Genomic DNA, 26,181 nt, shown 5'->3' on the forward strand with positions numbered 1-26,181 from the left:
TTTCGTCAAAGAAATACTTATAAAATTTATATTCCTTCAAATTTTGTATGTATAACAGGTGAGGAAATTTTATATAACAGTTTAACACTTTTCCAACAAGTAAATGATTAATAACACAGTTACACATTTAATAATTTTAGCGTAACCCTGTGTGTATTGCAAAATTCGACAAGAAAGGTGACGTGACAACGATGAGCGATTCTGTTTTTCTGAAACGCACAATTGTAAAAGAAACGCTTTGGAGTGAACATCTGCAGGAGGAACGTAAATTACGTATCTATCTGCCCCCAGGCTACAATGAAGTTCTGAGTTACCCCGTGGTGTACTGCCAAGACGGAGAAGAATTTTTCAACTTTGGACGCATTGCTACACTTGCTGCACAACTTATTATAGAAGAAGATGTCGAGCCCTTCATTATCGTTGGTGTAGAAGTTAACGTCGCTGTTCGGACTCAAGAATACGCTCCGTTCGGCAGCCGATTCAAGGAGTACCTATCTTGCTTTTCCGAAGAGATTATTCCCTTCATTGAAAAAAATTATCCCGTACGCCGTACACCCGACGAACGAATCTTAGCCGGTGATTCCCTTGGAGGCAGCGTCTCCCTCCATCTCGCTCTTGCTTATCCAGCTATCTTCACACGTATCATCAGCCTATCCGGTGCATTCTATCCCGAATCACAAGCCATGCTGGCTAAAGAAGAAGATCTCTCCTGGCTCAACATTAATATGGTCGTTGGACTGCAGGAAACAGATTACCAGACTGATACAGGGACCTATGATTTTGTTCAGATGAACAGAGAAACAAAAGCATTGCTTGAAGCACGTGGAGCTACCTTATCCTACCGGGAGAAAGACGGTCGTCATCTCTGGGGCTTTTGGCAAAAGGAACTCCCTGAATCTCTACTCTATTTTTTAAACACATAATGCCTTATTGATAGAAGCAAAAAATGAACATCTAAAGAACGTATGTAGATTTCAGCCGTGTTTACGCTTACAGTTTAATCCAGCAAATTTCCTTAATTTACTTTAATACTAATCAGAGAGGCTGGAACCCAACCGGGTTACAGCTTTTCTCTTATCACCATTTCTAGCAACACGTCACAGCCTGCATTGATCAAATCATATACCTGTTCAAAATTACCTGTAAAATAAGGGTCTGGTACTTCTCTCAATTCTTCCTCAGGCAATAAATCCATGAAGAACAAAAGCTTAGCCTCTTCCCCACCAGGAACCTTTCGAACATTCTCTCCATTAGACTTGTCCATGCAGACGATATAATCAAACTTCTGAAAATCCTCGCTACTGACCAAACGCGCTGCCATATTTGCATAGCTAATCTTGTTTTGATCAAGTATACGTCTAGTCCCTTCATGCGGTTCCTTACCTATATGCCAATCTCCAGTTCCTGCAGAGTCAACCAGAATCTTATGTGAAAGCTCTCGTTCATCAATCTTATGGCGCAGAACGGCCTCCGCCATTGGTGAGCGACAAATATTACCCAGACAGACAAATAGCACGTTTACGATTTCATTCACCTCCCAATTGTTAAAACATTAGTAAATATGAATTTATGCACATAAAAAATCACACACTATCATTTTAGCGTTGTCTTGGTCAATTGTGCAACTTTTCGATCTGCATTATACTGGGACAGGATAAACAACTAGAGTTTTAGAGGAGGAATGGATGTTATGCCATCCAAACGAGTTGTTATTTTTGCCGGTGGAGAACTATCTCCGGATTATTTCGCTCTATTAGATGAAGAAGATTTTATTATCGGTGCGGACCGGGGTGCATTATTCCTCATCTCACATGGATATATACCCGATATTGCGGTAGGTGATTTTGATTCTGTATCGCCTGAGGCTTTTCAGGATATTCAATCCAAAAGTAAAAAAACAATCACTTGTGACGCCGTGAACAAGGATTTAACCGACAGTGAGATGGCACTCGATATTGCAATGAATCAGCAACCTGATTCTATTTTACTATTAGGAGTTACAGGCACTCGAATTGATCACTCCTTAGCCAGCATTCAAATGATGACAAGGGCTCTGCAACGGCAAATCAATTGCTACGTGATGGATTCTAATAACTATGTGACACTTACCGGATCCCAAACAGTCATTGAAGATTTGGGCTACACCTATGTATCTTTGCTTCCATTAACTCCTGAAGTAACAGGGATTACATTAGAAGGATTTCAATATCCTTTGAATGATGCTACTTTAAAGCTAGGGCAATCTCTAGGTGTAAGCAACAAACTGATTTCCTCCACTGGAACAGTTAGAATACGTAGTGGATTATTGCTGATTATCCAGAGCAAAGACTAAATACATAGTGATATAGAAACATCCTTGTAACTTTTGTTTCAAAATTAAAAAGCCGTTAAATCCTTTATATATCAAGGGGTTTGCGGCTTATTTTATTGCCCAAAATATCAAGTTATTAATTTTTTGTAACTTTTAATGAATTTTTAATAAAACGTTTACAACCCAGGCCCAGCCTCACTTTATTGCTGCTCTACCAAATTTTATGACATAGATAACCTGCTATACTACGAATCAGGCAAGCAAGACAAGCCAAGCAAGACAGATTGATATACTAACTTTGGAGGTACTTACAACATGAATAAACAACAATGGATAAAAAAAGCGATTGTTATAGGAATGGTTACTACAATGGGCTTAGGAACAATGATGGCAACTGGTGTAGGTGCAACTAAAGTTGAAGCCGCTACGGTGTCCAAAGGACAAAGCGTTGTCAATTTCGGAAAAAACTTTATGGGAACTCCATACAAATTCGGAGCCTCTACTTCTACTACTAAGGTTTTTGACTGCTCTTCCTTTATGAAACATATCTTTAATAAATATAATGTATCATTACCCCGCACAGCTGCGGCTCAATCAAAAGTAGGAACTGCTGTATCCAAAGCTAACCTTCGTGTCGGCGATCTTGTATTCTTCTCCAGCGGCAGCAGAGCAACTGGTAAAAATGTAACTCACGTAGCTGTTTACGCTGGAAACGGTAAAATTCTGCACACTTACGGTAAACCAGGTGTTACGGTTTCTGATCTTAATTCTGGTACATGGAAAAAGACTTATCTAAAGGCTCGCCGCGTACTGTAAACAACAGCTCTATAGTAGAGTCTTTTCTATAAAAGAGAATTAGTCTCAGGATGTGGTGCTGCCTTCGGGCACCCTCATTACATATCCTGTTCCGCGAACAGTATGAATCAACTTGTTCCGGTACCCTTTATCAATTTTTAAGCGGATATGCCTGATGTATACATCTACAACATTGGTATCTGCATGGAATTGATATCCCCATACTTGTTTGAGTATTTCCTCGCGGGAACATATAATCCCTCGATTCGCAGCGAGATAATATAGAAGATCGAATTCTTTATGCGTCATCTTAAGCTCGATCCCTTCACGGGTGACCAGCCTGCGGCTGGGATCGAGCATTAAACCATCTACCTTTAACAGATGTTTTAAATTTCGACGCCGACCCGTGAGGGTTAATAAATTTAGAATTCTACATTTAAATTCACCGGTATGTAGTGGTTTTGTCATGAAATCATTCCCTCCGGCTAAAAAGGCCGCAACTGCTCCGTTACCAGATAATTCTTCGGAAATCACCATGACCGGAAGAATCATTCCCTCATCTCTTACTGCGGAAATGATTTTCCATCCTTCCCATGTTCCCACCTCGCCTAAATCAGCAAGCAGCAATACCGGTTCTACTTCAGAAATGGATAAGCGAAGATCTTCGGGATCTTCGCTTTTTGTTATTTGCAGACCGATATCATTAAACACTTTCGCAATAGCGTCTAGTTCTTCCTCTCCTCTTCCGTTTCCCGCAAACATATACCATATCATTTGCTCACTCACGAAGATCCCCCGTATCCATCAGACATGCATCAGCATCCCATTAATAGATATAGAATCCCCGGAAAACAAAGAGACCATTCCTATGAAATGGCCTGAGGATCTGTTTATTATGCTTTTTATCCAAAATATCGATGATAAAAGCTACGGGCAGCGGCAATATCCTTCGTTCCATGGATCAATGCCCGGCCATCTGCGAAGATCACCATCCGGTAAGGACCTTCCTTAAAGGAAATTAGATAAGGATTGCTCTCTACCTCACCGTCTCCTAAACGAGACAGACGACTGGCTGTTTCCTGCAAGTTAAGTTTCTGCAGCCGGGCAGGGCGGATCTGTACGGTATCCCTGCCACAAAGCACATCACTTCGTTCCGTATTTAAGGCTGTTAGATAAGGGTAGATCGGATGAGTCCCACAAGATGGACAATTCTCCTTTTTAGCACTTTTCACGCCAATTTCTTGATGTTCATTACGCCATACATCGAAAGTCAGCAGTTTATTTCGTAATTGGTCCTTACGGTTACCGAGAAGCTTTAACGCCTCAGCTGTAGCATTTGCAGTAACCAATTGCACGGCCTGTGGGAGAATACCCGCTGTATCACAGGTATCTCCCCCTAGTGGGACTGTACCTAAAAGACAATGAAGACATGGCGTTTCTCCAGGCAAAATCGTATATGTAATTCCATAGCTTCCTACACATGCTCCATAAATCCAAGGGATATTATTCTTTTGGGCAATATCATTAATGATGAGACGTGTATCGAAATTATCAGTCCCATCCATAATCAGGTCCACCCCAGAGATGAGTCCTTCCAGCTCTTCCTTCCGCACATCCATAACATGCGCTTCTATGACAACCTCAGAATTAATCTGCTGCAGTCTGTTCTGGGCTGCAATGGCTTTTGGAGCTCGCTCCTGCGCATCCATCTCGGTATATAGCTGTTGGCGCTGCAGGTTACTCCACTCTACATAATCGCGGTCAACGATAAGAACATGCCCAACCCCACAGCGGACTAATGTCTCTGCAATCCCTGTACCTAACGCACCCGCACCAACTACAAGCACTTTTGATTTTACGAGACCCTGCTGTCCTTCAGTTCCAAACGGCGCGAAACGTATCTGTCGTGAGTATCGATCTTCTCGCCCAGCGTTATGAAACATACATTATCTCCTCCCCATATCCAAAAAGCGGAGAACAGCAGGATGTCTGCTATTCTCCGGATTTATGATTATTCTATACCTGTACAGCTGACCACTGCTCAACATCCCAAATTTTCGTAACCCAATCTTCATAAAAATCAGGTTCATGAGATACAAGCAGGACTGTGCCTTTATATTCTTGCAAAGCGCGCTTCAACTCTGCTTTAGCAATAACGTCAAGGTGATTGGTAGGTTCATCGAACAGTACCCAGTTGCTTTCGCGCATCAAAAGCTTACAAAGACGCACCTTCGCTTGCTCCCCACCACTCAGCATACTAAGCGGACGTGTAATATGTTCATTTTTTAGACCACAGCGTGCCAGATGCCCACGAACTTCGTTCTGAGTTAAACTGGAGAATTCATTCCAGACATCCTCAATGGGTGTAAGACTAGCTGCTTTCACTTCTTGTTGGAAATATGCAGGGTTCAGATAATCCCCAAGATAGGTTTTGCCGCTGTATGTTGGGATCACTCCCAGAATTGTCTTCAGCAGTGTCGATTTACCCACACCATTGCAGCCAACAATAGCAATCTTCTCACCACGTTCAATGACCATATTTAGCTGTGGCAGCAGCGGACGATCATAACCGATCTCGAAATCAATTCCCTCGAAGACGGTTTTCCCGCTTGCCCGGCTCTCTTTAAACTTAAAGGTCGGCTTAGCAGCTTCTTCAGGACGATCAATTCGGTCCATACGATCAAGCTGCTTCTCACGGCTTTTTGCCCGGCCTGAAGTTGAAGCACGCGCTTTATTCCGCTGTATGAAGTCCTCTTGTTTTTTGATAAAATCTTGTTGCTTCTCATAGGCATCGATATGCTGGTTTTTGTTCATCTCCGCCATATTAAGGAATTTCTCATAGTTGGCCGTATAACGGGTCAATTTACCGAACTCTAAGTGATAAACGACATTAACAACTTTATTCATGAACTCAGTGTCATGGGAAATCAATATAAACGCATAAGGGTACTGTTTCAAATAGTTGGTCAGCCAATCGATATGTTCAACATCCAAATAGTTGGTAGGCTCATCAAGCAATAGTACATTGGGTTTCTCCAGTAGCAGCTTCGCCAGCAGCACTTTGGTTCTTTGACCACCACTGAGAGAAGCAACATCACGATCTAGCCCAATCACGGACAGGCCTAAACCATTGGCCATTTCCTCTACTTTTACATCAATCAGATAGAAATCTCCGATATCCAGTTGTTCCTGAATGTCTCCCATCTGCTCAAGTAGTACTTCTAGTTCCTCAGGCGAAGCATCACCCATCTGCTCTGTGATCTTCAGCATTTCCTGCTCCAACTCAAGCAATGGCAAAAAAGCGTCCTTTAGAACATCGCGAATCGTTTTGCCCGGTGTAAGAATCGTATGTTGGTCCAAATAACCGTAACGCACCCGAGGGGTCCACTCTACTTTACCATTATCCTTCAAAAGCTTTCCTGTCAAAATATTCATTAGCGTCGATTTACCAACGCCATTTGCTCCAACAATTCCAACATGTTCTCCTGGTAACAACCGGAAAGACACGTTCTTGAACAATGTCCGATCCCCAAAATTGTGGGAAACGTCTTCTACAGTAAGTAAACTCATAAATTCTCCGCAAGCTCCTGTCTATACTTAAATAATGCGTAAATCAAATCACATATAAATATATATTTTATCATACTTTAGCGGAACACTGAATTAAATGTTAGTCCCAATAGCCTATCTTAAGAAAAAACCACGGCGTTTTCCAACGTTTCGCTCGCCCTTAATGTCCCCTAACAGCTCAGCAATTACATCTGCCAACTTCCCTTTTTGTAAAAATGGATCTTGCTGACACGGTAGATTATAAACTCTATCTATACCTAAAGAATTTCGCAATAGTTCAACAGATTGGTATTCAGCAAGTGGTAACCCCACTCTCCATTCCCGTTCAGGCTGCAGCCCACTCCGTTTAATCCATAATAAAGATTCCTCCAACCGCCAATCGGCGCCAGAAGCAATTAGAATGGGAATATCGCTATGCTTGATTTCTTCCAGCGCTCCATCAAATCCACCCGTGCCCAGATCTAATACCACAAATTGATAAGCTCCTCTCATAAGCTCTGCTACATCCCCATGGTGAGTTCGCTTCCAGTAATGAACCTTCCTCCAGGAAAATGCAAGCTCAGGGCTCTTAGCAGGAACTGAAGCGCTCTGCACATCAACCATATTGTGCATGCGCTCATAAACCGATGAATCCGGTGATAGATCAACCCAAGCTGTTGAACCGATCTGTGCCAGATAACTGCTAATTGCAAATGAAGTATGTGTTGTTCCAAGTCCCGGCCCTACTCCAAGTAAGGCGATCACTTTAGCCTTCCGTTTATCAACCGCTAGGGGCACAGACACTGCTAAAGGATTACCTTCATCCATATCATTCTCCACACGAACCAGCGCTTGAATAACAGCTGTTGCCTCCTGATATCTTTCCTCCGGATGAGGCCGTAATAAACGTCTAATTATAGGAATAAAAGCTTCGGGAACATGGTCACGCAACTTATTTTCCATTCCAGACTCCCAGTGGCTGCATAAGCCTCCGGTAGCCATATACAAAAGTAATGCACCAAGACCATATAAATCAGAAACCGGCTGACTCTGCCCATTCCCATACTGCTCAGGAGCCGCAAATCCTACTGTACCAAGCTTCACCGTATCTTCAACGATTCCTTTTCTAAAATTCCGCGCGATTCCGAAGTCGATTAACATCAATTCTTTTTGCTTAGTTAACATAAGATTGGAGGGCTTTAAATCACGATAAACAATGGGCGGATGATGACCATGCAAATATTGCAGGACTTCTAAAAGCTGTTTAGCTATTTGTAGGATGAATTCACAAGGCAATGGTCCGGGATTATCCTTCATCAGCTGACTTAAAGTTATCCCTTCAATATAATCCATAACTAAATAAGAATACCCTTCTTGATCCGAAAGATAGTAATCAACAATACGTGGAAGCCGCGGGTGATCCAGACACATTAGCATCTCCGCTTCCGCCTCAATGTCTGAAGGTAGTTCTTCTGAGCTTACACTTTCTTTTACAGCCCAACGTTTCCCCTTTAAACGCAGATCCTCCGCAAGATAAACAATACTCATTCCACCTGTTCCAATCTGTTCAATAATTCTGTATCTGGCGTCCATTATCTGCCCTATCCCAAGCTTCGATGCAAAATTCAACTAAACATACCCCCTTTTTCACATAAAAAAAAGAGAAAGCTTCCGCCATTAACGTTGTTACCGCAGATTACGATAACGTTAATAACGGGATGCTTTCCCTTAAGATTTTTAAATTAGGATCTAACTTAGTATTTAATCATATAAAGTGTGATCTCATCACGATTATGAAACAGCTGCTTGGCCCGTTGAATCTGCATACGTTCGCCCTCAAACATTGCAATGATCTCTTTGATCATCGCTAGTGGTTTCTTATGCATCAGCTTTACGGTCACAATCGCTGTTCCGCCTGGGGACAGGCTGTGCAGCAGCCCGGTTACAAGCTTCGCCATCAGCTTAGGACTCCAGCTCATATCACATACAAGCAGATCAAATTCATTATCACGGAATTTCACTTCTCCGGCATTTTTGCGCAGGATCTTCAGACCCGGGTAATTACGCAGCGATTCATGCATCAAAGCAGGGTCAACCGCTGTTACCTTCATTCCACGCTCCAGCAAGAAAGAAGTCCAGCCCCCTGGAGAGGCACCGATATCAAGCGCGTTACGGAAGCTGTAAAAAGGAATAGCGAACTCCTTCTCCGCTTCCATCAGCTTGAACTTAGCACGTGAGATTTGTCCGTCTTCCTTGCGGAAACGGATTGCACCGCCATTCCAGCCGGATAGATTCTCTTCTGGTCTGGACACTCCTGCATATAAGGCATTCCCGTCTGCGTAGACAGAAATGACCCATACCGGATCTTGTACTGTAAATTCTGCACCCAAGCTCTGCAATTGCTCCTGCAGCCATTCACGAAGTTCGCCCGGACTTTCCTGCCAGAAGGAAGGATCCCCTTTACGAACATTTAGGGATACTTTCTCCCCCTCTAGCTCACTGCGGCGGCTTAAATACACAGCCAAACGCTGTAACGCATCCATGGTTCCTTCATCCTGAAACTGCACAGGCTGTATATGACGAAGGAAAATGGGCAGATTCTGTGTGAGCAATCGTGATACTTCCTCGGGTTCAGACTGCAAGGTGGCTAGAAAGATTTCTCCCGGCAACAACAGCGTACTCTTTACTGCTCCGAATAAACGCCGAAGCTCTTCCTGAGCATATGGCGCAAAGCCGTGATTAGCTGTACAAATATATCGGGAGTACAATATTTCTTCCGGAGCAGTGGTCTGCTCTTCGTTATCATGTCTTAATTCGTTCAAATCGTTTTGCCTCCAGGTCTAATTTTAATCCAGGGACGACCGCTATCCCATTCTACATCAACAGGAATATCATAGGTGGCCAAGATCATTTCTTTGGTTAATACTTCTTCTTTCGGTCCGGAACCAGCTAGCTTACCGTCGCGAATTAAAGCAACATGTGTAAAAAGCGGGACGATTTCCTCCACATGATGAGTTACATATACAACGGAGACATTACGTTGTCTCAGCTTGTCTACTTCAGCCAGCATTTTTTCTCTTTCGTACAGATCAAGACCTGCACAAGGCTCGTCCATAATCAGAAGTTTGGGGTCAGCCATAAGACATCTTGCCAGCATTACTTTTTTTCGCTCTCCCTGTGACAAGGTTCCAAAAGGATGAAGTGCCATATTGCCCAGATTCATATCCTCTAGCAAACGGATTGCCTTCTCCTTCACATCGTGTGGAATGCTCTCGTAGAAACGCAAATAAGCGTAAGCTCCTGTAGCGACAACCTCCCACACCGGATCATTTAAAGACATCTTCTCCATTAAGGAAGGACCAATATAACCAATTTCTTTACGAACCTCGCGTAAATCACATTGACCATATTTATTCCCCAATACCTCAACAGTTCCTTTGCTAGGGAATATATAACCTGTCATAATCTCCAAAATGGTTGTTTTGCCCGAACCATTTCGTCCCAAAATGACCCAGTTTTCGCCTTCCTTCACTTCTAACGATACATCGTCCAAGATTAGGCTTTCTTCTCTGCGCAGAGATAAATGTTGTAATGAAATGATCATGATATAACACTCCTTATGTATTCCAGAATCCGCTCAACTGAAACCATTGAATAATAAATATGCGGATTCTCTATCCGGTCAGCAGAAGCCACAAGTAGAGCAGGGACACTGGTAATACGGTATTGTTGGACCAGATTAGGCAACATGTTTACATTTCCGGCAACCATTTGGAGTTCAGCAGGCAATAGATGTGCCGCTACTTCCAACATGCGTTCTGTAGCCTTACAGGTACCACACAGCGGAGTATGCAAAAATACTACCAGCGGTTCTCCCGGTCTCGTGAGTATCTCCAGTAAATCCGCTTCATTCATTTCCTTCATTTCAGACCCGTCTCCCCAGCGATATCATAAAGCTTATCAGAACTTAGGGGACCATTAAACAAGATCATCCCCTCAGGTTTAGCCGCGTATAAGATTTCATACATTTCTTTTCTCCCTAAAACACTGGAGGTGTGTAGATAGATTTCACGGGGGTACAGTCCTTCCAGAACAATCCGTCTAGCCACTTCCCCACCAGAATAATCATCCGGTCCCATATCATAATCTAACGACAAAATACCAACCTCACACTCACGCAACATCAGAAGACATTCTTCTGTTGTCCTGGCTAAAGCAAATCCAAGCGGACCTTTACGGAGATCGTCCATATAGATATGAGTCACTTTCTAGCCCCCCGCTTCAAACCAACTGCGAACAGTAGCTATTTCATTCCGATGACTGCCATCTGAACCCTTTTCAGTTTCCAAAACAACAGATTTTTTACGTAATGGATCAGAAGTTATTAAGCGCTTAAGACCCTCTTCGCCGATATAACCTTTTCCTATTCCAGCATGCCGGTCCCGTCTCGAATCAAAGGGAAACTTAGAATCATTTAGATGAACAGCTACAAGATGTGGCCAAAATCCAAGCTGGTTTCCTCGTTCAAGCAAGTCTTCCGTATGCTCAGGATTCCAAATTCCCGCTGCAAAAGCATGACAGGTATCCAGACAAAATCCAATCTTCTCGGGAAACTGGCTAAGCTCACGAACCTTCACCAATTCTTCAAGTGTAATCCCTTCGGTACCATGATTGCCCGCTTGATTCTCGATTAGCAGCTTGGCGTTACCTTCCCATGACTCCAGCGTCTCATTCATACATTGTATAATATTTTGATAGCCTTGTAACGGCTCCATTCCAGCAAAATGTCCAAAATGAACAACAATACCTAAGGAACCGCAGGCTTCAGCAATTTCCAGATCATTAAGTAGGGAGTCTACATACACCTTTCGAGGGGTAGTGTCATCCCTATTCGCAGCCATATTGATTGCATAAGGAGTGTGGGCGATAGAGGTGATTCCTTTTTCTTGGCAAAAGAGTGCACAATCCCTTGTATCTCGAATATCAACCGTCTTTAACTTCAGACTGCGCGGATTTTTCGGAAAATATTGAAAACTTGTTGCACCGCTCTCCCAAGCAAATCGGGCAGCTCTCCCATATCCACCACGAATGCTGACATGAGCCCCTATTTTGGGTTTAGGCTTCATGCTGACAGTCTGGGCAATAAAATACTTTGCGTCCAGACAGCTCTGTTTTGATAATCGTTCCCCCATCGCGTAGGCAAGGCTCGCCCTCACGGTCATAGACTTTACATTGATCATTATAAGAACCCGTAACCGTATCACCGGTCATAAATGGCATTTCCATGTATCCGCCAATCTCTGTCGCATCAGTTAATACTTTTTGAATGCTTTGATACAGACGGGAAATGGCTTCAGGTGATAAATTTTGTACTAAAACTGAAGGCAGAAGTCCTGCGTCAAAAGCAATCTCATCCGCATAACAATTTCCAATACCCGCCATTACATGCTGATTCACTAACAGACTTTTTAACGCACCACGCCGCCCTTTTAATATTCCAGCAAAACGTTCCGGCGTCATCCGTCGATCCAGCAGCTCAGGTCCAAGCTTACCCATCGTTGCTTCGCTTTCCTTCACGGATACTAAATGTAAGAACCCTAACCGCAGGCCCATAAAATAAAGGATCTGATCACCAAATGCGATTTCTACTTGGGTATTACGATCCGGCCGTTCTTCTTCTGAACCATAAAAAAGCAATCCACCCAGCATTAAATGTAATAGTAATCTTCGTCCATCATGGAGATGAAACAAAATGTACTTGGCACGCCGCTCTACAAAAACAACACGCGCACCGATCAAGGCATTAATGAAAGCTTCTGTCTCCATGTTAATTGTTTTTTCTCTGTTCACAATTACATTAGTTATCGGAACATTTATAATACGCTGGCTAAGCAGCTGTCTATAATTCTCCATTTCCGGCAATTCTGGCATACTCATCGTCCCCTCTAAGTTGGTGAAGTAAATAAGACCCTAGCTATTATACACCGAGAAACATTTTAAGTTCAGCTAAATCGGCACATATTTCATCGGGAGTGATCCCTGTGATGCTTTTATAGTGCTCCAGATTCTCTGTAGTGGTTAAACCGGTAAGAACAAGGATTGTACGACAGCCCGCATTAACACCCGCAGCGATATCCGTACGCATATTATCCCCAACAACAGCAGCATGTTCAGGTTGAATGTTCAGAAGATCTGTCGCATATTTGATCAGGTGGGATTCTGGCTTACCGATCACTACTGGCTTCACTCCACTAGCAGCCTCAATTGCTGCACCAATCGCACCCGCACCCGGCATAACCCCATCATCTGATGGTAACATTAAATCTGGATTGGTGAGCACAAACTTTGCCCCGCTCAAAATCCAACGCGAAGCTTGAGCTAACGAAGCATAATTAAAAGAACGATCGATACCTTGCACCACATAATCAGGGGATTCTGTGACGATTTGGAGCCCTGCCTCAACACAAGCCATACGCAGTCCCTCTTCTCCAAGTATCGCCACTGTAGCCCCAGGTGATTCCTCAGCTATGTAACGTGCGGCTGCCATAGAAGAGGTACATACCTCCTCAGGTTTCGCCTCAATTCCCATTCCACTTAAGTGGGCAGCAACGTTAGCTGCCGTACGCGATGAGTTATTAGTAACAAATAAAAAAGGGATATCCGCTTCACGAAGAGCTTTTATCAGCAGATCAGCACCGGGAATCATTTTATGCCCATGGTACAATGTACCATCTAGATCAATCAATAATCCTTCAATTTGTTCCATCACTAACCCCTCAGTTTCCACAATAAATTTAATTAATATAATAAATAAATAATAGTATTAACAAACTCGTAGCCTTTGCCCTGCTTGGATTTACAGAAAAACTCAATCCCTTTAGGTGGAAGATATCACCTACTGATTTTCGGCAATATGTCCAGCCATTCGTTCGTCTTTTACTCCGTGATTACTTTAAATCTAACACACTTCGTCGAATGAAATCGAACAACCGTCCCATCCAGCATTTTTTAGCATAGCACTGTCATTTCCTGCGCTTTCCCGGAAAATAATCATTCCCCCTGTTGCCCATTTAGTCTGCGAGGTACCGGATATGCATTAAATTCCTCAGCTAATAATGTCTCTGGGAATAGGAGTTCAGCTTCCTCAAGCAAAGGAATTAACTCTTCATGCGAGCTGTAACGAGAACTGAAATGAGTCAGCAACAGCTGTCCTGCTTTGGCTTGTTTTGCTAACTCTGCAGCCTGACGGGCTGTACTATGATGATATTGATACGCCATGTCAGCCAGATCATGGGCGAAGGTTGCTTCATGAACGATAAGGTCTGCATTAAGAGAGAGTTCTAAGGCTCCCGAACAAGGTCTTGTATCTCCAAGGATAGTAACAATACGTCCTCGTTTGGGTTCCCTGACAACATCAGCAGCACAGATTCGTACACCTTCATCCGTAACAACATCTTCACCTTTTTTTAATTTCCCATAAATCGGTCCCGGTTTTAAACCATAACTCTTAAGCAATTCCGTATTGAGGCTTCCGGGACTATCCTTTTCCGTTACCCGGTAGCCATAGCTGTCAATGCGGTGCTCAAGTAATGCAGCCTCAACTTTAAAGCTATCATCCTCGAATATAATTCCTCCTGTATGCTCTACAATCTCAATCTTATAAGGAATTCGGGATTGGCTCACAGCTAAGGAGATCTCTAAGTAAGCTTTTAATCCAGGGGGTCCGTACACCGTTAACGGCGCTGTCCCTCCCTGATAACCACGACTTGATAATAGACCTGGAAGACCAAATAGGTGATCACCATGCAAGTGGGTAATGAATAGCTTTTCCAGCTTTCCTAGCCGAATCGGTGAACGAAGAACCTGATGTTGTGTACCTTCCCCACAATCGAACATCCAAATACTGCGACGTTCTTCCAGCAGTCTTAATGTAACGGACGTTACATTGCGTTGTAGCGTTGGCACACCTGCATTAGTACCTAAAAAATATAAATCCATTCTTTTTCCTCCCTTCTGCTTATTGGCTCAACCATCTCTTTTCAATTCTAAACGACCTTCTTCCAGCAAAAAACCCCCCAGTTACGGGAGGTTCCGCTGAAAGGGATACAATCCCCTACAGACCAGGTATATAAATGAAAGAATTACAGCTTCTCTACATTAAAATACTGCGCTTCTGGATGGGCAAATACCATAGCCGAAACGGAAGCTTCGGGCTCCATCATAAAGCCTTCTGTAAGGTGAACACCGATATCCTCCGGAGATAACAACTTAAACAGTGGACCTTGATCTTCTAAATCCGGGCATGCAGGATAACCAAATGAAACACGGATTCCTTGGTATCTTGCCCCATGTCTTTGCTTCATCGTCATATCCGCCGGATCCGGGAAACCCCAAGTATCGCGCATCATATGATGGACGCGTTCCGCCAGTCCTTCTGCCACTTCAAGAGCAACCGACTGCAAGGCGTGTGAACGCAGATAATCTCCGCTTTCTTTCAGCTGAGTAGACAATTCACGTACACCGTGACCTGCTGTTACAACTAGGAATCCAACATAGTCCATAATACCACTGTCAACAGGTTTCAAAAAGTCCGCCAAGCACAGATGAGGCTCTACCCCTTGTCTCGGGAAAGTAAAGGTATGCAGGATCTCGGACGTATTCTGTGGATTATACACTATAATATCATTCCCTTGCGATTGTGCAGGGAAGAATTGATACATAGCATGTGGAGTAATGGTACCCTCTAGCATTGCTTGATGGAGAATATCGTCTACGGTACCCTTCAGTTCAACAGTCCGCTGATCTCCAGCAGCTAATTGGGCTTCTACCGAACCCCGTAACCCCAAATGATGACCCAGCAGCATTTGCATATTCACATAGGGGATAATATGCCCCAATGGATAGTTACGCAGTACGTGGCGTTCTAAATCCGGTGGAACAAATACAGGTGCATCTGGAGATATTTTGGAACGCACTGCTCTGGTTAGTTTCGGCAGTTCTTGCTTAGGCGCCACCGCAACCGCTGCTTCTGCCTCCACACGAATTTCCTCGGCAATCTTCTCCCGTTCTTCAGGGTTCATAAGCCGATTGGCAATATCCAGCCCGTCCATAGCGTCCTTAGCATACAATACTAGACCGTCATATTCTGGACGAATACGGGTCTTCGTAAATTTACGGGTCAAAGCTGCGCCGCCAACCATAATCGGAACATCGATCCCTGCTGTACGTAAATCCTGAGCGGTGAGGACCATCTGCTGAGCAGATTTCACAAGCAGCCCGGACAATCCTATCGCATCAGCTTTTTCTCGACGGAAGGCTTCGATAATGGTCTCTGGTGGTACTTTTATACCCAAATTAATGATCTGATAACCATTATTGGAGAGGATGATCTCCACAAGATTCTTACCAATATCATGCACGTCCCCTTTTACGGTTGCCAGCATAATTTTTCCTTTAACTGCTGTCTCATCCTTCTGCATAAACTGCTCTAGATGATTGACAGAAGCCTTCATAACTTCAGCGCTTTGCAGCACCTCAGCAACGATCAATTCATTATTATTAAATAACCGGCCGACTTCCGACATCCCTGCCATCAGCGGTCCATTGATGATCTCCAGCGGGCCAGATTTAGTCAATGCTTCATTAAGGTCAGGAATGAGTCCTTCCTTCGTACCTTCAACCACATAGGAAGCTAAACGTTCTTCAAGTGACAGGTTGGAAATCTTCTCTTTTTTCTCTACTTTTTTACCACGGAAAGCAGCTACAAAAGCAGAAAGCGTCTCATCATTCGTATTATAAATCAGTTCCTCAGCAAGATGACGTTCTTCAGCAGGAATGGAAGCATACCGCTCCACTTTCTCTGTATTTACGATCGCATAATCCAACCCAGCTTTTGTACATTCATAAAGGAATACGGAGTTCAACACTTCACGTCCCGCTTCCGGCAATCCAAAGGAGACGTTGCTGATGCCCAAGATCGTATGAACACCTGGAAGTGCTTCCTTGATCAAACGAATGCCGTCAATCGTTTCTTTTGCTGAACCGATATATTGTTCATCTCCGGTTCCTACAGGGAACACCAACGTGTCAAAAATAAGATCTTCTCCTGCTAAACCGTACTTATTCACTAGCAAGTCATAGGAGCGTTTAGCCACTTCCAGTTTATCTGTCGCCTTAATGGCTTGTCCCGTCTCATCGATGGTACCCACAACAATAGCTGCACCATATTTATGAATGATCGGCGTCACCAGCTCGAATTTTTCTTCACCATCTTCAAGGTTAATGGAGTTAATTATCGCCTTACCTTGACAGTACTGCAAAGCCAAATCGATAACCTTAGGATCGGTAGTATCGATCATCAGGGGTACTTTAACCTTTTTCACAACCAGTTCTAAGAAAAGCTTAATATCTTCAATCTCATCACGGTCAGGGTCTTGTACACACACGTCAATAACCTGTGCCCCACTCTTCACCTGAGCACGGGCAATTTCTGAGGCTTCCTCATATTTACCTTCGACGATAAGACGTTTAAATTTACGAGAGCCAAGTACATTCGTACGTTCACCAACCATGTATGGGCGGTTGTCGTTCTCAATATAGATAGGCTCAATGCCTGAAAGTGCAGGTGGATGATTACCTGTCAGCGGGCGTGGAGGATATTCAGAAAGTGCTTCCTTCATCGCACGGATATGCTCTGGTGTCGTTCCACAGCAACCCCCTGCAATGTTCAGCCAGCCTTTTTCGGCAAAGGCTGCAATCTTGCGAGCTAAAGAATCTGGAGATTCATGATAATGTCCGTTCTCATCCGGCAATCCTGCGTTTGGATAACAGCTCACGGCTGCGGAGGAGATCTCCGAAAGCGAACGAATGTGATCCCGCATAAACTCAGGACCAGTCGCACAGTTGAGGCCCATAGAGATAGGCTTCAGATGTTCTAATGAGATATAAAATGCTTCAATATTCTGACCTGCCAATGTAGTACCCATTGGTTCAATTGTTCCGGAAATCATAACCGGCAACGTGATGCCAGTCTTTTCAAAAGCATTACGAATACCAATACTTCCAGCTTTAACGTTAAGTGTATCTTGAGAGGTCTCCAGCAGCAAAACATCTACTTTACCGTCGATCAATGCCACTGCTTGTTCCTCATAGCTATCAACTAACTCTTGGAAAGTAACGCCTCCAGTTACTGAGAGCGTTTTTGTTGTTGGACCCATAGCCCCCACGACGTATCGCGGACGGTCAGGTGTGTCATATTTGTCTACTGCTCTTCGAGCCAACTCTGCTGCCGCTAGATTGATCTCACGTGCCCGCTGAGGAATATCATATTCAGCTAGCACAACAGAGGTTGCACCAAATGTGTTAGTCTCAATGAGATCAGCCCCTGCTTCGAGGTACTGCTCATGAATCGTCTGAATGACTTCTGGGCGTGTTAATACCAGCATTTCATTACAGCCGTCCAGCTCATCGCCTCCAAAATCTTCTCCAGTAAGAGGCACCTGTTGGATCATCGTGCCCATTGCGCCATCAAGGATCAAAATCCTTTGTTGTAAGCTTTCCTCAAGTGTATATTTAGCCAACTAATAGTCCCCCCAGTAAAACATTAGAGTAAGTTTAGCAGAATAAAGGAATTTCGAAAAGCCTTCCTTTCCACTCTGCTTTATCTGTTATTGCTCAGTAACCTTTGCGAACCTTTGAATCATGGTTTCACAGACAGCTCTTTGCTAGGCATAGAGTGCTGTGTCCGGGCTGTCACATGTGAAGTGACATTATATTGTCCTTCCTTTTCAAGGGTCCCTTCTGCTTGATAGACTCCTTTACCAATTAGCTTTCCCTTAAGCTCTATTTTCTGTCCCTCATCATTTTTATTCACAATTTCGAACAGAACCTCTTTTGCATCATCTACTGCCTCGTTATCTTGGGTCACCACAGCTTCAAAGGTTACCTTTTGATTTACAACAACTTCTTCAGGACTCCATTGTAGTTCGACTTTGATAGGTTCCATAGACATGTTCATATTCATGTTATGTATTTCTGAATGCTTGGTTCCATTTGAAGAACATCCACCTAGTACTAGAAGTGTTGCACCTAATAATACAGCGACTAATTTCTTCGATCTCATCATTTGGAGCCCTCCCAATCATTATCGAATAATAAAAATCTACCAATTCATGTTATACATCTCCATCTATTATACACATTATTATTGGTTTTTCAGTATTTCGCATCAATTCCGCATTAGTCTTGTGACTTAAATCATTTACTTAAAAATCTAATGAAATCCTTATGTTAGTATGTATGTACAGAAAAGCAGCGAGTTTCTTAGGATCTCAGAAACTCGCTGCTTTTATAAAGTCTTTATGTTGGAGCTAATAGCTCTGTATATCTTACAAGGATTGAACTAGTGGAAGAAGTTCCTCAAGGTGATTGATTTCATGATCCGGATGAATATCAAGACTAGGTGCTCTACCTTTTCTATTAATCCAGACCGTGGTCAACCCTGCTGCCAGCCCCCCACGGATATCCGTTGTCAGCTTATCGCCGACCATAACCGCTTGCTCAGGCGTTACATCAAGAAGCTCTAAAGCATGCAGGAAAATTTCCTTATCCGGTTTGCCTTTACCAAAGCTTCCGGAAATCACAATATGATCAAAGAAAGGAATTAACTCGGGCACACCATCTAGTTTCTCTTGTTGCAATGCAGGACAGCCGTTCGTAAGTAGCAAAAGCTTCACTTGACCCCGTAACTGCTCCAGTACATGCATTGTTTCTTCATAGATGTATGGACGTTTTCTGCGCTCTGCTGCGAATTTAGTTGCCAAGGTCTCAGCTAGTGCTTCGTCTTCCACCCCTAACGCTGCAAGTCCGCGACGCCAAGACTCTTTACGATATACCGGTGCAAGCTGCTCCAATTGACGGAATTCTGGCTGTTCACCTGCCGTAAAGTTAGCCCAGAGTGCTTCATATGGATTAATTCCGATCATCTTTGTAAATGGGAACGTCTCATAAGATTCATACAAGCTACTTGCTTCCTTACGAACTGCAACTTCTAGTTCTTGTGGATCAATCGTATCCCCGGCGGCTTCACAAGCAGAACGAAATGCTTCTTCGACGCTCCGATCATCCCACAGCAATGTATCATCAAGGTCAAATAGTACAGCAGAAATTGGCATTACAGGTCTCCCTCTCCCTTTAACTGGTCTAGTTCTATTCGTGAACTACTTCAATGTTGTGAGCTTTAGCAAATGCTTCTAATCGTGTACTCATCGCATTAGTATCATAGCGATTCATAAGTTTTGTGAAAATCCATTTCGTACGTTTCCCTTTGTGCTTAATGACTACAGCTCCACGCGAAAGGGTGATTTTCTCAATATCTGCAGCTGGAAGTCCGCGTTCGCGATTGAATTTAATAGTGGACAGTCTTGCTTTTTCCACCTTCAAGTACGGACGACGGAAGAACAATAGCGCTGCCAGCAAATAGTACAGTACTACTCCCAGCCAATTAGCCAGCATGCCATTGCCTTTGGCCTGATCAATAGAACCAACTACCCAAAACATAGTGCCAAGTATCACTAACACTACCGGAAATGCAATGTTGCGACCTTTAAAGACTTCGGCATTCTGGGTAGGAGATTTAGAGGCATAAATCGTATCCTTGCCTTGTTTCTTTCTTTGCTTGTTGATTTGCTGTGTGTTGCGTTGAACCATTCTTTCCCAAGAACGGGCCATGTGCGTTCCCCCTAGTCATCCTGAAATATCTATGAAAAGGAACAGCGAGCTAATGTTTAAGCCCCTTGTTACCTTGTTCATGTTCATCGTTATCTACTACTTCAATAGTATTTAATTGTGCTCGGAAGTTATTGCGGATATTCCCCAGGTAAATTTCACGAAGCTTGGCGCGTTCCGCCACTTCCTCTTGATTAAGGCCTACGCTCTTCTGTTTGCGTGCCAATTCGTTAATTCGCGCGACCAACTCATCAATATTCAATACTTTCCCTCCCCCTATAAATTAATTCTAACTCTGCCATGAGAAAAAGAGCTTGTCAAGGTCTACTCCCTGCAAGCTCTACTGGTCATTCTATTATGTTCTCAGAAAATTAATAAATAGGTAAAGTAAGTATGTCTCCAGCGTTAATTTGACTACTCTTAATCCCACTTGAACGTTTAATTCCTTCTATATAAACAACTGTCTTCATATCAGCTGGTTTATTCTTAAGGGCAATACTCCATAGTGTATCTCCACGTTCAACCACAATCCGCTTCTCTTCCTTCATTATAGTCGTCGATCCTGCAAACACATTTCCCACTACTGTTAGGCCAGATAATACTAGCACGAAAATCAATATTAACTTAATAAAGAAATCTTGACGGAACAACGAAATCATCCCTCCAAGCAAACGTTCCGTTATCTCTTTCACCTTAGCGGAATTACGGGCAACGTCATTATGTCCTATAGATTCAACCACTGGGGCCTTGTCGTAGATGCTGCGGTATGTACTGTATTTTAGCATAATCATCATCCTCCAAACACTTGTTCTTACTTTCGAATTTATAATAACACGAACATGTGTTTTGTTCAATACTATTTCAGAACAATTGTTCTCTTTTTTTTGAGAGACTCAAGCGGTTCATTTTATTATCATTTGTCTACCATTTTTTAACTCTAGCAGATTAATATTTATAATAGTTAGAACTTATGTTTGTGCGAACGGTAGTTCTATGTTATAATTTTCCCAAACATTACTATATGGGGTTGATTCCAATGTCAAAGATTTCAAGTCGCCAGCTGGCGATCCTGGAATTTATACGAAGCGAAGTCCGCAGCAAGGGTTATCCACCTTCCGTCCGGGAAATTGGAGAAGCTGTTGGCCTTGCTTCCAGCTCCACAGTTCACGGTCATTTGGACCGGCTTGAGAAGAAGGGACTTATTCGTCGAGATCCAACGAAGCCACGTGCAATAGAATTACTAGGCCAAGAGGATTCAGAGAATGTTCACCAATTCGCGCAGACCATCTCACGGATTCCTGTCGTAGGTAAAGTTACCGCCGGGGTACCAATCACTGCTACAGAGAATATCGAAGACTACTTCCCACTTCCTACTCACTATGTAGGTGACAACAAAGTATTTATGCTGTCTGTCATGGGTGATAGTATGGTGGACGCAGGCATTATGAATGGTGACTATGTGATTGTTCGCCAACAACAAACAGCGGACAACGGAGATATCGTTGTAGCCATGACCGAAGAAGATGAAGCAACCGTTAAGACCTTTTACAAGGAACGTGATCATATACGGCTTCAGCCGGAGAATCCAGCTTATGAGCCGCTTCGCCTTAATCGCGTAACTATTCTCGGAAGAGTCATCGGATTGTTTCGAGATATCCACTAAGTATGCACTTCTAACATAAAAGGCTGTTCCGCATATGCGGAACAGCCTTTTTTCTACGTTTTTTTGCTTTCCAACCACTTACGAACAATTGTTCCCAATGGCTAAAATGGCCATTTTCTATGAATAACCCTTTAGGCGTTCTGCTCATATCCTAATTAGAAAGGAGTGTTGCGTATAATGCCCAACTACCGAATTATTGTAGATCTGACCCAACGAATGTTATATCTTCTGGACAATGATATTGTGATTAGAGGTTTCCCTGTCGGCATCGGTAAGATGTTAACCCAATCCCCAGTGGGTGAATTCACTATTATTAACAAACAACCCGACCCAGGGGGTCCCTTCGGTGTTTTTTGGATGGGACTGTCTAAACCACACTACGGAATTCATGGAAACAATGACCCTTCCTCCATTGGGAAAGAGGTGTCCCACGGCTGCATCCGGATGTACAACGAGGATGTGTTAGCACTCGCTGCTATTGTCCCTATAGGCACACGAGTAACGATAAGAAATTAAATTCGAATGGAGGCTCGGCAACCCCCAAATCACATTAAAAAATGGGGGTCATTACATAAGTAAGTATTTTTTCATTAGCATACTAGGAGTTTGGTGATTATATGTCGAATATTGTTAACAGGATTGCAAATTGAAAAGGATGTGTTTAGTTTGAATAATTCAAAAATTAGAACCCTCGTCGATTTTAAAGTCGATGCACTGGGTAAGCTGTCCGGTTTACTTTTAAATGATGAACAAGCTAGTGGAAAAAAAGTGAATTTGCTCACCTCTTTTGGCAGCATTCAGGGAATCGTCTCTCCAACCGTCTCCAACAAAGAGGATGTATTTGATTTAAAATCTTTGATGGATGATGTAATTGTAGACGAATACATATCTTATTTGGGAGCAGAACACCCTGATAAAAATTTCAGCTATAACTTTGTTGTCCTCAATGACGTTACTGTAAGACCTTATGCTAGTTATGGGACTCCGATCGAATACAAACAGCTGATTGTTTATACCGATCATATCACTGCCTTCAATTTTCTATAGGTTTACATAATCACCTTAAAAAGCACTCTTTCAGCAACCCCCAATTTTGCATCATTTGCAGAATCGGAAGGTTTCTCTGGGTGCTTTTTTTGGGTTAATCGTGAAGTCGATCCTATAATTCCACGAATTTCCCTTTTAAAAGATACTAGTGGAGATCATTCAGGCATATCTTTCAATAAGCAACAATTTGAGTCTAATGAAATAACTAGGAGGTGTGATTATATGCTGATTATCCTGATGTACTTATTTGCTATTTTAGGAGTTGTTTTAATTCTAAGTGCCGCCATTATAAAATTGAAAACGCTATCTGCTTCATCTGAAATTTCTAAGCTAGTTAATGCGACCTCATCTTTTAACATCAGCTTCACCAAAACATTCATTCCCCCCAATCAATCTCACTTGATCGCACTTAACGAGCCTAATAAAAAATTAGCAATTGGCACCAAAAATCCGAAGAGTAACAAAAAAGCAGTAGCAAAGCTATACTCATTTGATAATGTAATGGGATCCGAGATTGTGGTTAACGCACTTACCCTTTCAAAAGTATCCAAAAGACATCAAAACAGCAAAACTACTGCAACAAGTGCAGATATTAACATCCTTAAGGACACCGATGAAGAAGCTAATGTGATTGAAGAGCTTACGCTTAAAATATATATGAACAGCAAAGAAACGCCTGTGTATTGTATCTCCTTCTTGCCGGGTTTATTGCCTATTCGACAATCCGACAACCAGTACAAGGAAGCTTTCTCCCAAGTACAGCAATTGCATGCACTGTTCAGGTCAATCGTCTCTGAATAATTAAGTTGCTTTTTGCGCAATAAGATGTGTGAAAATAGCAACGTCCTTGTATGGAGATAAACTGCTTAACTTAAGCTCTAGCTCCACCATTTCTACATGCCATTGCTCATCCATTTTTATTTCATTATCCACGATATATCCGTAGATATTATGTATTCCGTATATACTTCTAATCTCATAACCACACTCCGCGAGCCATTCCACTAATTGATCTTTTGTATAGATGGTAATGTCTGTTTGAATAATGCCGCTATATTCCTGCGTGTTTCCAATACTGTCTATAGCCCCCATAGGATCTTTATTCATAACGGCTTTTTTCATCACTTTTGCCACTGGATTATGAGTTATAAGAGAAAGCATTCCGTTTTCATTTTGTTTTTTACTAATGTCCATTAACAATTGTTTTGGATCATCGAGATATTCAAGCACATTATGGCAAAAAATCCAGTCATATCCGTCCGCTAATACATCTGCATCTTGTAGCGTTGCCGATCTAAAGGCTATGTTAAGACCGTCTTTACATGCAGACTCTTGCGCAATGACTATCATCTCTGGAGTCGGATCTATCCCTGTAACTGTATAACCTTTTTTTGCGAATTCACGACTGGTTATCCCAAAACCACAGCCGATATCTAAAATAGATTTTGCCTCATCAGAGCTGCAGTGATTGTCAATTTGCTGCCAAGCGGAATGATAAAACAATCTCCCCCAAGGCATTTTAATGTAGTTTAAATAGGAATCTATTGATTTAGTAAAAGCCTTTGATGTAGACACCATATCGCCATACCTCTCATTTGTTTTCGACATAGAAAAATCTAAAATTGCACACTAAACCCATCAAACTGGTGAATGCCCGTACCATGTGCTACTACCTTTTGCTCACGTAACTCACGAACCGCCTTTTTGACCTCTTGTAAAATAGATGGATCTAAACCCAGTGTATTATGAGAACCGAATACTTGGGTAACTCCTGGAATTTCCGTAATCTTTTCTAAGGATGCCACTAAATCAACCGGACTAGTCGAAGGGTAAAAGGCATAGATTGGCGTAACGTCATACAATAAATCACCTGTAAACAGATATCCGTTGGCATGATCAAAAAGGCTGATATGACCTGGCGAATGACCTGGTGTGTGGTATATTTCTATTTTGCGCCCGCCTATGTCGAGCACATCCCCTTCTTGTAAAAGAGCTGTTGGTTTCCCTTGAAAAGGTATGTAGGTGTTAGGATCAAAGGTTTCAGGAACAGGAAGGCTGATGTCCCGGCTCATATCTTTACGAATCTGGGCAAGGGACAAGCCTTTTATTCCGTTAATCAGCCAATCCGCATCCTCTTTATGTACATAGATTGTCTCGAATTGTCCATGACTGCCAATATGATCTGCATGCACATGCGTAGTTATGACAGCGATAGGTAAATCCGTTAACTGATCCGTTATTCTTTTAATATTATCAATACCTAATCCCGTATCAATTAACGCGGCTTGTTTTTGCCCCAAGAGTAAAAAAGAATGCACCTTTTCCCAATGTCCATATTCACTGATTGCATAGGTGGTCGGATCAATTTCCGTTACTGTAAACCAACGATCTTTAATCAATTACGCTCCCCCATTCCATTTTTCCCTTACATGCTCTTCTCCCTTACAATAATCCGCCTGTTCATCTGCTTGATAGATTTCTTGATAGGGCAAAATGTTGATTTTGCCTGAGTCTGGATATTCGCAAATATCTATTCCCTGGTTCGTTCGGAGATCCAGATACCTGCATGGTGCATCGGAATGATTATAAAGCTGGTGCGCCCCTTCCGGTCCCATTTCAAAAAATATTACATCCCCTTCAGTAACCTAAAGATCTGATATCAAAAACTAAATGCTTGGAACCCACCATTTCAGCTAATCTTTCACTCGTATGCCAAGCAAACTCTGGGATCGGAGACTGTTTTTGAGTAAATGAGACCGTATTTTCATTAAAAATCTTCACCATCTGCAACACTGCTCCTCCTTATGCTGTTCGTTCAATTACAACAAATAAAGAATCCCAGCTATAGCTAATGAAATAAGACCACCTAAAGCGGACCAATTAGCTACTTTGTTTTTAGCTTTACGGTCTCGCTTGGATTCCGAATAAAAGTTACCTCTTTGTTGTGTACCTGTCGTGAAGGCTCCAACACATATACCTGCAATTATAAAAAAGCCCAATCCTATGTAAATAAAAATTTGCATGAACTTACTCCTTCCCAGGAAAGAATTAGTTATCTATATATAAGATATTTTAACATTAAATCCCTCTA

General features: G+C 42.7%; 30 protein-coding genes. 7 read left to right on the forward strand and 23 right to left on the reverse strand.

All coding sequences use genetic code 11. The features are described from left to right. Positions 1-191 precede the first annotated feature (191 nt). Positions 192-923, forward strand: a complete 732-nt coding sequence (locus NST40_RS16890) for an alpha/beta hydrolase-fold protein (RefSeq protein WP_342409746.1) — start codon at positions 192-194, stop codon at positions 921-923. Positions 924-1,060: 137 nt separating this feature from the next. Here NST40_RS16890 and NST40_RS16895 read toward each other — a convergent pair whose 3' ends face one another. Beyond that, entirely contained in the window at positions 1,061-1,525 is a 465-nt protein-coding gene (locus tag NST40_RS16895; RefSeq protein WP_076184504.1) for a low molecular weight protein-tyrosine-phosphatase, read from the reverse strand. A 165-nt stretch (positions 1,526-1,690) separates the two neighbouring features. On the opposite strand from NST40_RS16895, the gene NST40_RS16900 reads away from it, so the two are divergent. Then, positions 1,691-2,332, forward strand: coding sequence for a thiamine diphosphokinase (locus NST40_RS16900; RefSeq protein WP_036687693.1), 642 nt, complete (start codon positions 1,691-1,693; stop codon positions 2,330-2,332). Between the two features lie 294 nt (positions 2,333-2,626). Further along, a complete protein-coding gene (locus tag NST40_RS16905; protein ID WP_076128433.1) occupies positions 2,627-3,127 on the forward strand; it encodes a C40 family peptidase in 501 nt (166 codons plus the stop codon). Between the two features lie 45 nt (positions 3,128-3,172). On the opposite strand, the gene NST40_RS16910 is transcribed toward NST40_RS16905, so the two are convergent. The 18 genes from NST40_RS16910 to NST40_RS16995 all read right to left on the reverse strand — a co-directional run bounded on the left by NST40_RS16910 (position 3,173) and on the right by NST40_RS16995 (position 21,165). Continuing rightward, the gene (locus NST40_RS16910; RefSeq protein WP_342409747.1) at positions 3,173-3,892 is read right to left on the reverse strand and encodes a response regulator transcription factor; all 720 of its coding nucleotides are present in this window, start codon (positions 3,890-3,892) and stop codon (positions 3,173-3,175) included. Between the two features lie 116 nt (positions 3,893-4,008). Further along, on the reverse strand, positions 4,009-5,049 hold the full coding sequence (locus NST40_RS16915; protein WP_342409748.1) for a ThiF family adenylyltransferase: 1,041 nt from the start codon (positions 5,047-5,049) through the stop codon (positions 4,009-4,011). A gap of 73 nt (positions 5,050-5,122) precedes the next feature. After that, positions 5,123-6,676: an ABC-F family ATP-binding cassette domain-containing protein gene (locus NST40_RS16920; RefSeq protein ID WP_342409749.1), complete on the reverse strand. Its 1,554-nt coding sequence runs from the start codon at positions 6,674-6,676 to the stop codon at positions 5,123-5,125. Positions 6,677-6,790: 114 nt separating this feature from the next. Next, positions 6,791-8,284, reverse strand: a complete 1,494-nt coding sequence (locus NST40_RS16925; RefSeq protein WP_342409750.1) for a serine/threonine-protein kinase — start codon at positions 8,282-8,284, stop codon at positions 6,791-6,793. Positions 8,285-8,409: 125 nt separating this feature from the next. Next, positions 8,410-9,477 (reverse strand): SAM-dependent methyltransferase, encoded by a 1,068-nt coding sequence (locus NST40_RS16930; protein WP_342409751.1) that lies wholly within the window; start codon positions 9,475-9,477, stop codon positions 8,410-8,412. After that, the gene (locus NST40_RS16935) at positions 9,474-10,256 is read right to left on the reverse strand and encodes an ATP-binding cassette domain-containing protein (RefSeq protein ID WP_342410907.1); all 783 of its coding nucleotides are present in this window, start codon (positions 10,254-10,256) and stop codon (positions 9,474-9,476) included. The genes NST40_RS16930 and NST40_RS16935 overlap by 4 nt, the downstream gene beginning before the upstream one ends. Further along, positions 10,256-10,579 (reverse strand): thioredoxin family protein, encoded by a 324-nt coding sequence (locus NST40_RS16940; protein ID WP_076128425.1) that lies wholly within the window; start codon positions 10,577-10,579, stop codon positions 10,256-10,258. Before NST40_RS16940 ends, NST40_RS16935 begins: the two co-directional genes overlap by 1 nt. Beyond that, positions 10,576-10,920 carry a cyclic-phosphate processing receiver domain-containing protein gene (locus tag NST40_RS16945; RefSeq protein WP_076184432.1) on the reverse strand — a complete coding sequence of 115 codons (345 nt, stop codon included), beginning with the start codon at positions 10,918-10,920 and terminating at the stop codon, positions 10,576-10,578. Before NST40_RS16945 ends, NST40_RS16940 begins: the two co-directional genes overlap by 4 nt. 3 nt (positions 10,921-10,923) lie before the next feature. Next, a complete protein-coding gene (locus NST40_RS16950) occupies positions 10,924-11,781 on the reverse strand; it encodes a deoxyribonuclease IV (RefSeq protein WP_342410908.1) in 858 nt (285 codons plus the stop codon). After that, positions 11,771-12,586: a DNA-formamidopyrimidine glycosylase family protein gene (locus NST40_RS16955; RefSeq protein ID WP_076133771.1), complete on the reverse strand. Its 816-nt coding sequence runs from the start codon at positions 12,584-12,586 to the stop codon at positions 11,771-11,773. Before NST40_RS16955 ends, NST40_RS16950 begins: the two co-directional genes overlap by 11 nt. 46 nt (positions 12,587-12,632) lie before the next feature. After that, positions 12,633-13,421: a TIGR01457 family HAD-type hydrolase gene (locus NST40_RS16960; protein WP_076217983.1), complete on the reverse strand. Its 789-nt coding sequence runs from the start codon at positions 13,419-13,421 to the stop codon at positions 12,633-12,635. 284 nt (positions 13,422-13,705) lie between these two features. Continuing rightward, complete coding sequence (rnz, locus tag NST40_RS16965) at positions 13,706-14,653, reverse strand: ribonuclease Z (RefSeq protein WP_076277053.1); 948 nt, start codon at positions 14,651-14,653, stop codon at positions 13,706-13,708. Positions 14,654-14,796: 143 nt separating this feature from the next. Then, entirely contained in the window at positions 14,797-18,234 is a 3,438-nt protein-coding gene (metH, locus tag NST40_RS16970; RefSeq protein ID WP_076128413.1) for a methionine synthase, read from the reverse strand. A gap of 119 nt (positions 18,235-18,353) precedes the next feature. Next, a complete protein-coding gene (locus NST40_RS16975) occupies positions 18,354-18,779 on the reverse strand; it encodes a FixH family protein (RefSeq protein ID WP_038571571.1) in 426 nt (141 codons plus the stop codon). 262 nt (positions 18,780-19,041) lie between these two features. Next, on the reverse strand, positions 19,042-19,827 hold the full coding sequence (locus tag NST40_RS16980) for an HAD family hydrolase (RefSeq protein ID WP_036687714.1): 786 nt from the start codon (positions 19,825-19,827) through the stop codon (positions 19,042-19,044). A gap of 34 nt (positions 19,828-19,861) precedes the next feature. Continuing rightward, on the reverse strand, positions 19,862-20,383 hold the full coding sequence (locus NST40_RS16985) for a hypothetical protein (protein ID WP_076128411.1): 522 nt from the start codon (positions 20,381-20,383) through the stop codon (positions 19,862-19,864). A gap of 49 nt (positions 20,384-20,432) precedes the next feature. Then, positions 20,433-20,642, reverse strand: a complete 210-nt coding sequence (locus NST40_RS16990) for a DUF896 domain-containing protein (RefSeq protein WP_036687717.1) — start codon at positions 20,640-20,642, stop codon at positions 20,433-20,435. A gap of 109 nt (positions 20,643-20,751) precedes the next feature. Continuing rightward, entirely contained in the window at positions 20,752-21,165 is a 414-nt protein-coding gene (locus NST40_RS16995) for a LysM peptidoglycan-binding domain-containing protein (RefSeq protein WP_076128409.1), read from the reverse strand. Positions 21,166-21,416: 251 nt separating this feature from the next. Between NST40_RS16995 and lexA the strand changes: the two genes are divergently transcribed. The 4 genes from lexA (at position 21,417) to NST40_RS17015 (ending at position 23,891) form a co-directional block, all read left to right on the forward strand. Next, the gene (gene lexA, locus NST40_RS17000; protein WP_036687720.1) at positions 21,417-22,043 is read left to right on the forward strand and encodes a transcriptional repressor LexA; all 627 of its coding nucleotides are present in this window, start codon (positions 21,417-21,419) and stop codon (positions 22,041-22,043) included. A 177-nt stretch (positions 22,044-22,220) separates the two neighbouring features. Continuing rightward, the gene (locus NST40_RS17005; RefSeq protein WP_076128407.1) at positions 22,221-22,559 is read left to right on the forward strand and encodes a L,D-transpeptidase; all 339 of its coding nucleotides are present in this window, start codon (positions 22,221-22,223) and stop codon (positions 22,557-22,559) included. Between the two features lie 150 nt (positions 22,560-22,709). Then, positions 22,710-23,090: a hypothetical protein gene (locus NST40_RS17010; protein WP_139329870.1), complete on the forward strand. Its 381-nt coding sequence runs from the start codon at positions 22,710-22,712 to the stop codon at positions 23,088-23,090. A 222-nt stretch (positions 23,091-23,312) separates the two neighbouring features. Then, on the forward strand, positions 23,313-23,891 hold the full coding sequence (locus tag NST40_RS17015; RefSeq protein ID WP_076277054.1) for a hypothetical protein: 579 nt from the start codon (positions 23,313-23,315) through the stop codon (positions 23,889-23,891). On the opposite strand, the gene NST40_RS17020 is transcribed toward NST40_RS17015, so the two are convergent. From NST40_RS17020 to NST40_RS17035, 4 genes are all read right to left on the reverse strand, one after another. Then, positions 23,892-24,668: a methyltransferase domain-containing protein gene (locus NST40_RS17020; RefSeq protein WP_076277055.1), complete on the reverse strand. Its 777-nt coding sequence runs from the start codon at positions 24,666-24,668 to the stop codon at positions 23,892-23,894. A gap of 38 nt (positions 24,669-24,706) precedes the next feature. After that, positions 24,707-25,489, reverse strand: coding sequence for an MBL fold metallo-hydrolase (locus NST40_RS17025; protein WP_342409752.1), 783 nt, complete (start codon positions 25,487-25,489; stop codon positions 24,707-24,709). Between the two features lie 238 nt (positions 25,490-25,727). After that, positions 25,728-25,880, reverse strand: coding sequence for a hypothetical protein (locus NST40_RS17030; RefSeq protein WP_179087018.1), 153 nt, complete (start codon positions 25,878-25,880; stop codon positions 25,728-25,730). A gap of 29 nt (positions 25,881-25,909) precedes the next feature. Next, positions 25,910-26,113, reverse strand: coding sequence for a DUF5316 domain-containing protein (locus NST40_RS17035; RefSeq protein WP_076217990.1), 204 nt, complete (start codon positions 26,111-26,113; stop codon positions 25,910-25,912). Positions 26,114-26,181: the final 68 nt, after the last annotated feature.

Origin of the sequence: Paenibacillus sp. FSL R10-2778 (assembly GCF_038593035.1) — a bacterium.
GTDB lineage: Bacteria > Bacillota > Bacilli > Paenibacillales > Paenibacillaceae > Paenibacillus_AQ > Paenibacillus_AQ odorifer.

What these genes read in the sequence shown, in the direction of transcription:
- NST40_RS16890 (WP_342409746.1), top strand. Translation starts at nt 192, where the DNA reads ATGAGCGATTCTGTTTTTCTGAAACGCACAATTGTAAAAGAAACGCTT.
- NST40_RS16900 (WP_036687693.1), top strand. Translation starts at nt 1,691, where the DNA reads ATGCCATCCAAACGAGTTGTTATTTTTGCCGGTGGAGAACTATCTCCG.
- NST40_RS16905 (WP_076128433.1), top strand. Translation starts at nt 2,627, where the DNA reads ATGAATAAACAACAATGGATAAAAAAAGCGATTGTTATAGGAATGGTT.
- NST40_RS16915 (WP_342409748.1), bottom strand. Translation starts at nt 5,049, where the DNA reads ATGTTTCATAACGCTGGGCGAGAAGATCGATACTCACGACAGATACGT.
- NST40_RS16920 (WP_342409749.1), bottom strand. Translation starts at nt 6,676, where the DNA reads ATGAGTTTACTTACTGTAGAAGACGTTTCCCACAATTTTGGGGATCGG.
- NST40_RS16940 (WP_076128425.1), bottom strand. Translation starts at nt 10,579, where the DNA reads ATGAAGGAAATGAATGAAGCGGATTTACTGGAGATACTCACGAGACCG.
- NST40_RS16950 (WP_342410908.1), bottom strand. Translation starts at nt 11,781, where the DNA reads ATGAAGCCTAAACCCAAAATAGGGGCTCATGTCAGCATTCGTGGTGGA.
- NST40_RS16955 (WP_076133771.1), bottom strand. Translation starts at nt 12,586, where the DNA reads ATGCCAGAATTGCCGGAAATGGAGAATTATAGACAGCTGCTTAGCCAG.
- NST40_RS16960 (WP_076217983.1), bottom strand. Translation starts at nt 13,421, where the DNA reads ATGGAACAAATTGAAGGATTATTGATTGATCTAGATGGTACATTGTAC.
- rnz (WP_076277053.1), bottom strand. Translation starts at nt 14,653, where the DNA reads ATGGATTTATATTTTTTAGGTACTAATGCAGGTGTGCCAACGCTACAA.
- NST40_RS16975 (WP_038571571.1), bottom strand. Translation starts at nt 18,779, where the DNA reads ATGATGAGATCGAAGAAATTAGTCGCTGTATTATTAGGTGCAACACTT.
- NST40_RS16980 (WP_036687714.1), bottom strand. Translation starts at nt 19,827, where the DNA reads ATGCCAATTTCTGCTGTACTATTTGACCTTGATGATACATTGCTGTGG.
- NST40_RS16985 (WP_076128411.1), bottom strand. Translation starts at nt 20,383, where the DNA reads ATGGCCCGTTCTTGGGAAAGAATGGTTCAACGCAACACACAGCAAATC.
- NST40_RS16995 (WP_076128409.1), bottom strand. Translation starts at nt 21,165, where the DNA reads ATGCTAAAATACAGTACATACCGCAGCATCTACGACAAGGCCCCAGTG.
- lexA (WP_036687720.1), top strand. Translation starts at nt 21,417, where the DNA reads ATGTCAAAGATTTCAAGTCGCCAGCTGGCGATCCTGGAATTTATACGA.
- NST40_RS17005 (WP_076128407.1), top strand. Translation starts at nt 22,221, where the DNA reads ATGCCCAACTACCGAATTATTGTAGATCTGACCCAACGAATGTTATAT.
- NST40_RS17015 (WP_076277054.1), top strand. Translation starts at nt 23,313, where the DNA reads ATGCTGATTATCCTGATGTACTTATTTGCTATTTTAGGAGTTGTTTTA.
- NST40_RS17020 (WP_076277055.1), bottom strand. Translation starts at nt 24,668, where the DNA reads ATGGTGTCTACATCAAAGGCTTTTACTAAATCAATAGATTCCTATTTA.
- NST40_RS17035 (WP_076217990.1), bottom strand. Translation starts at nt 26,113, where the DNA reads ATGCAAATTTTTATTTACATAGGATTGGGCTTTTTTATAATTGCAGGT.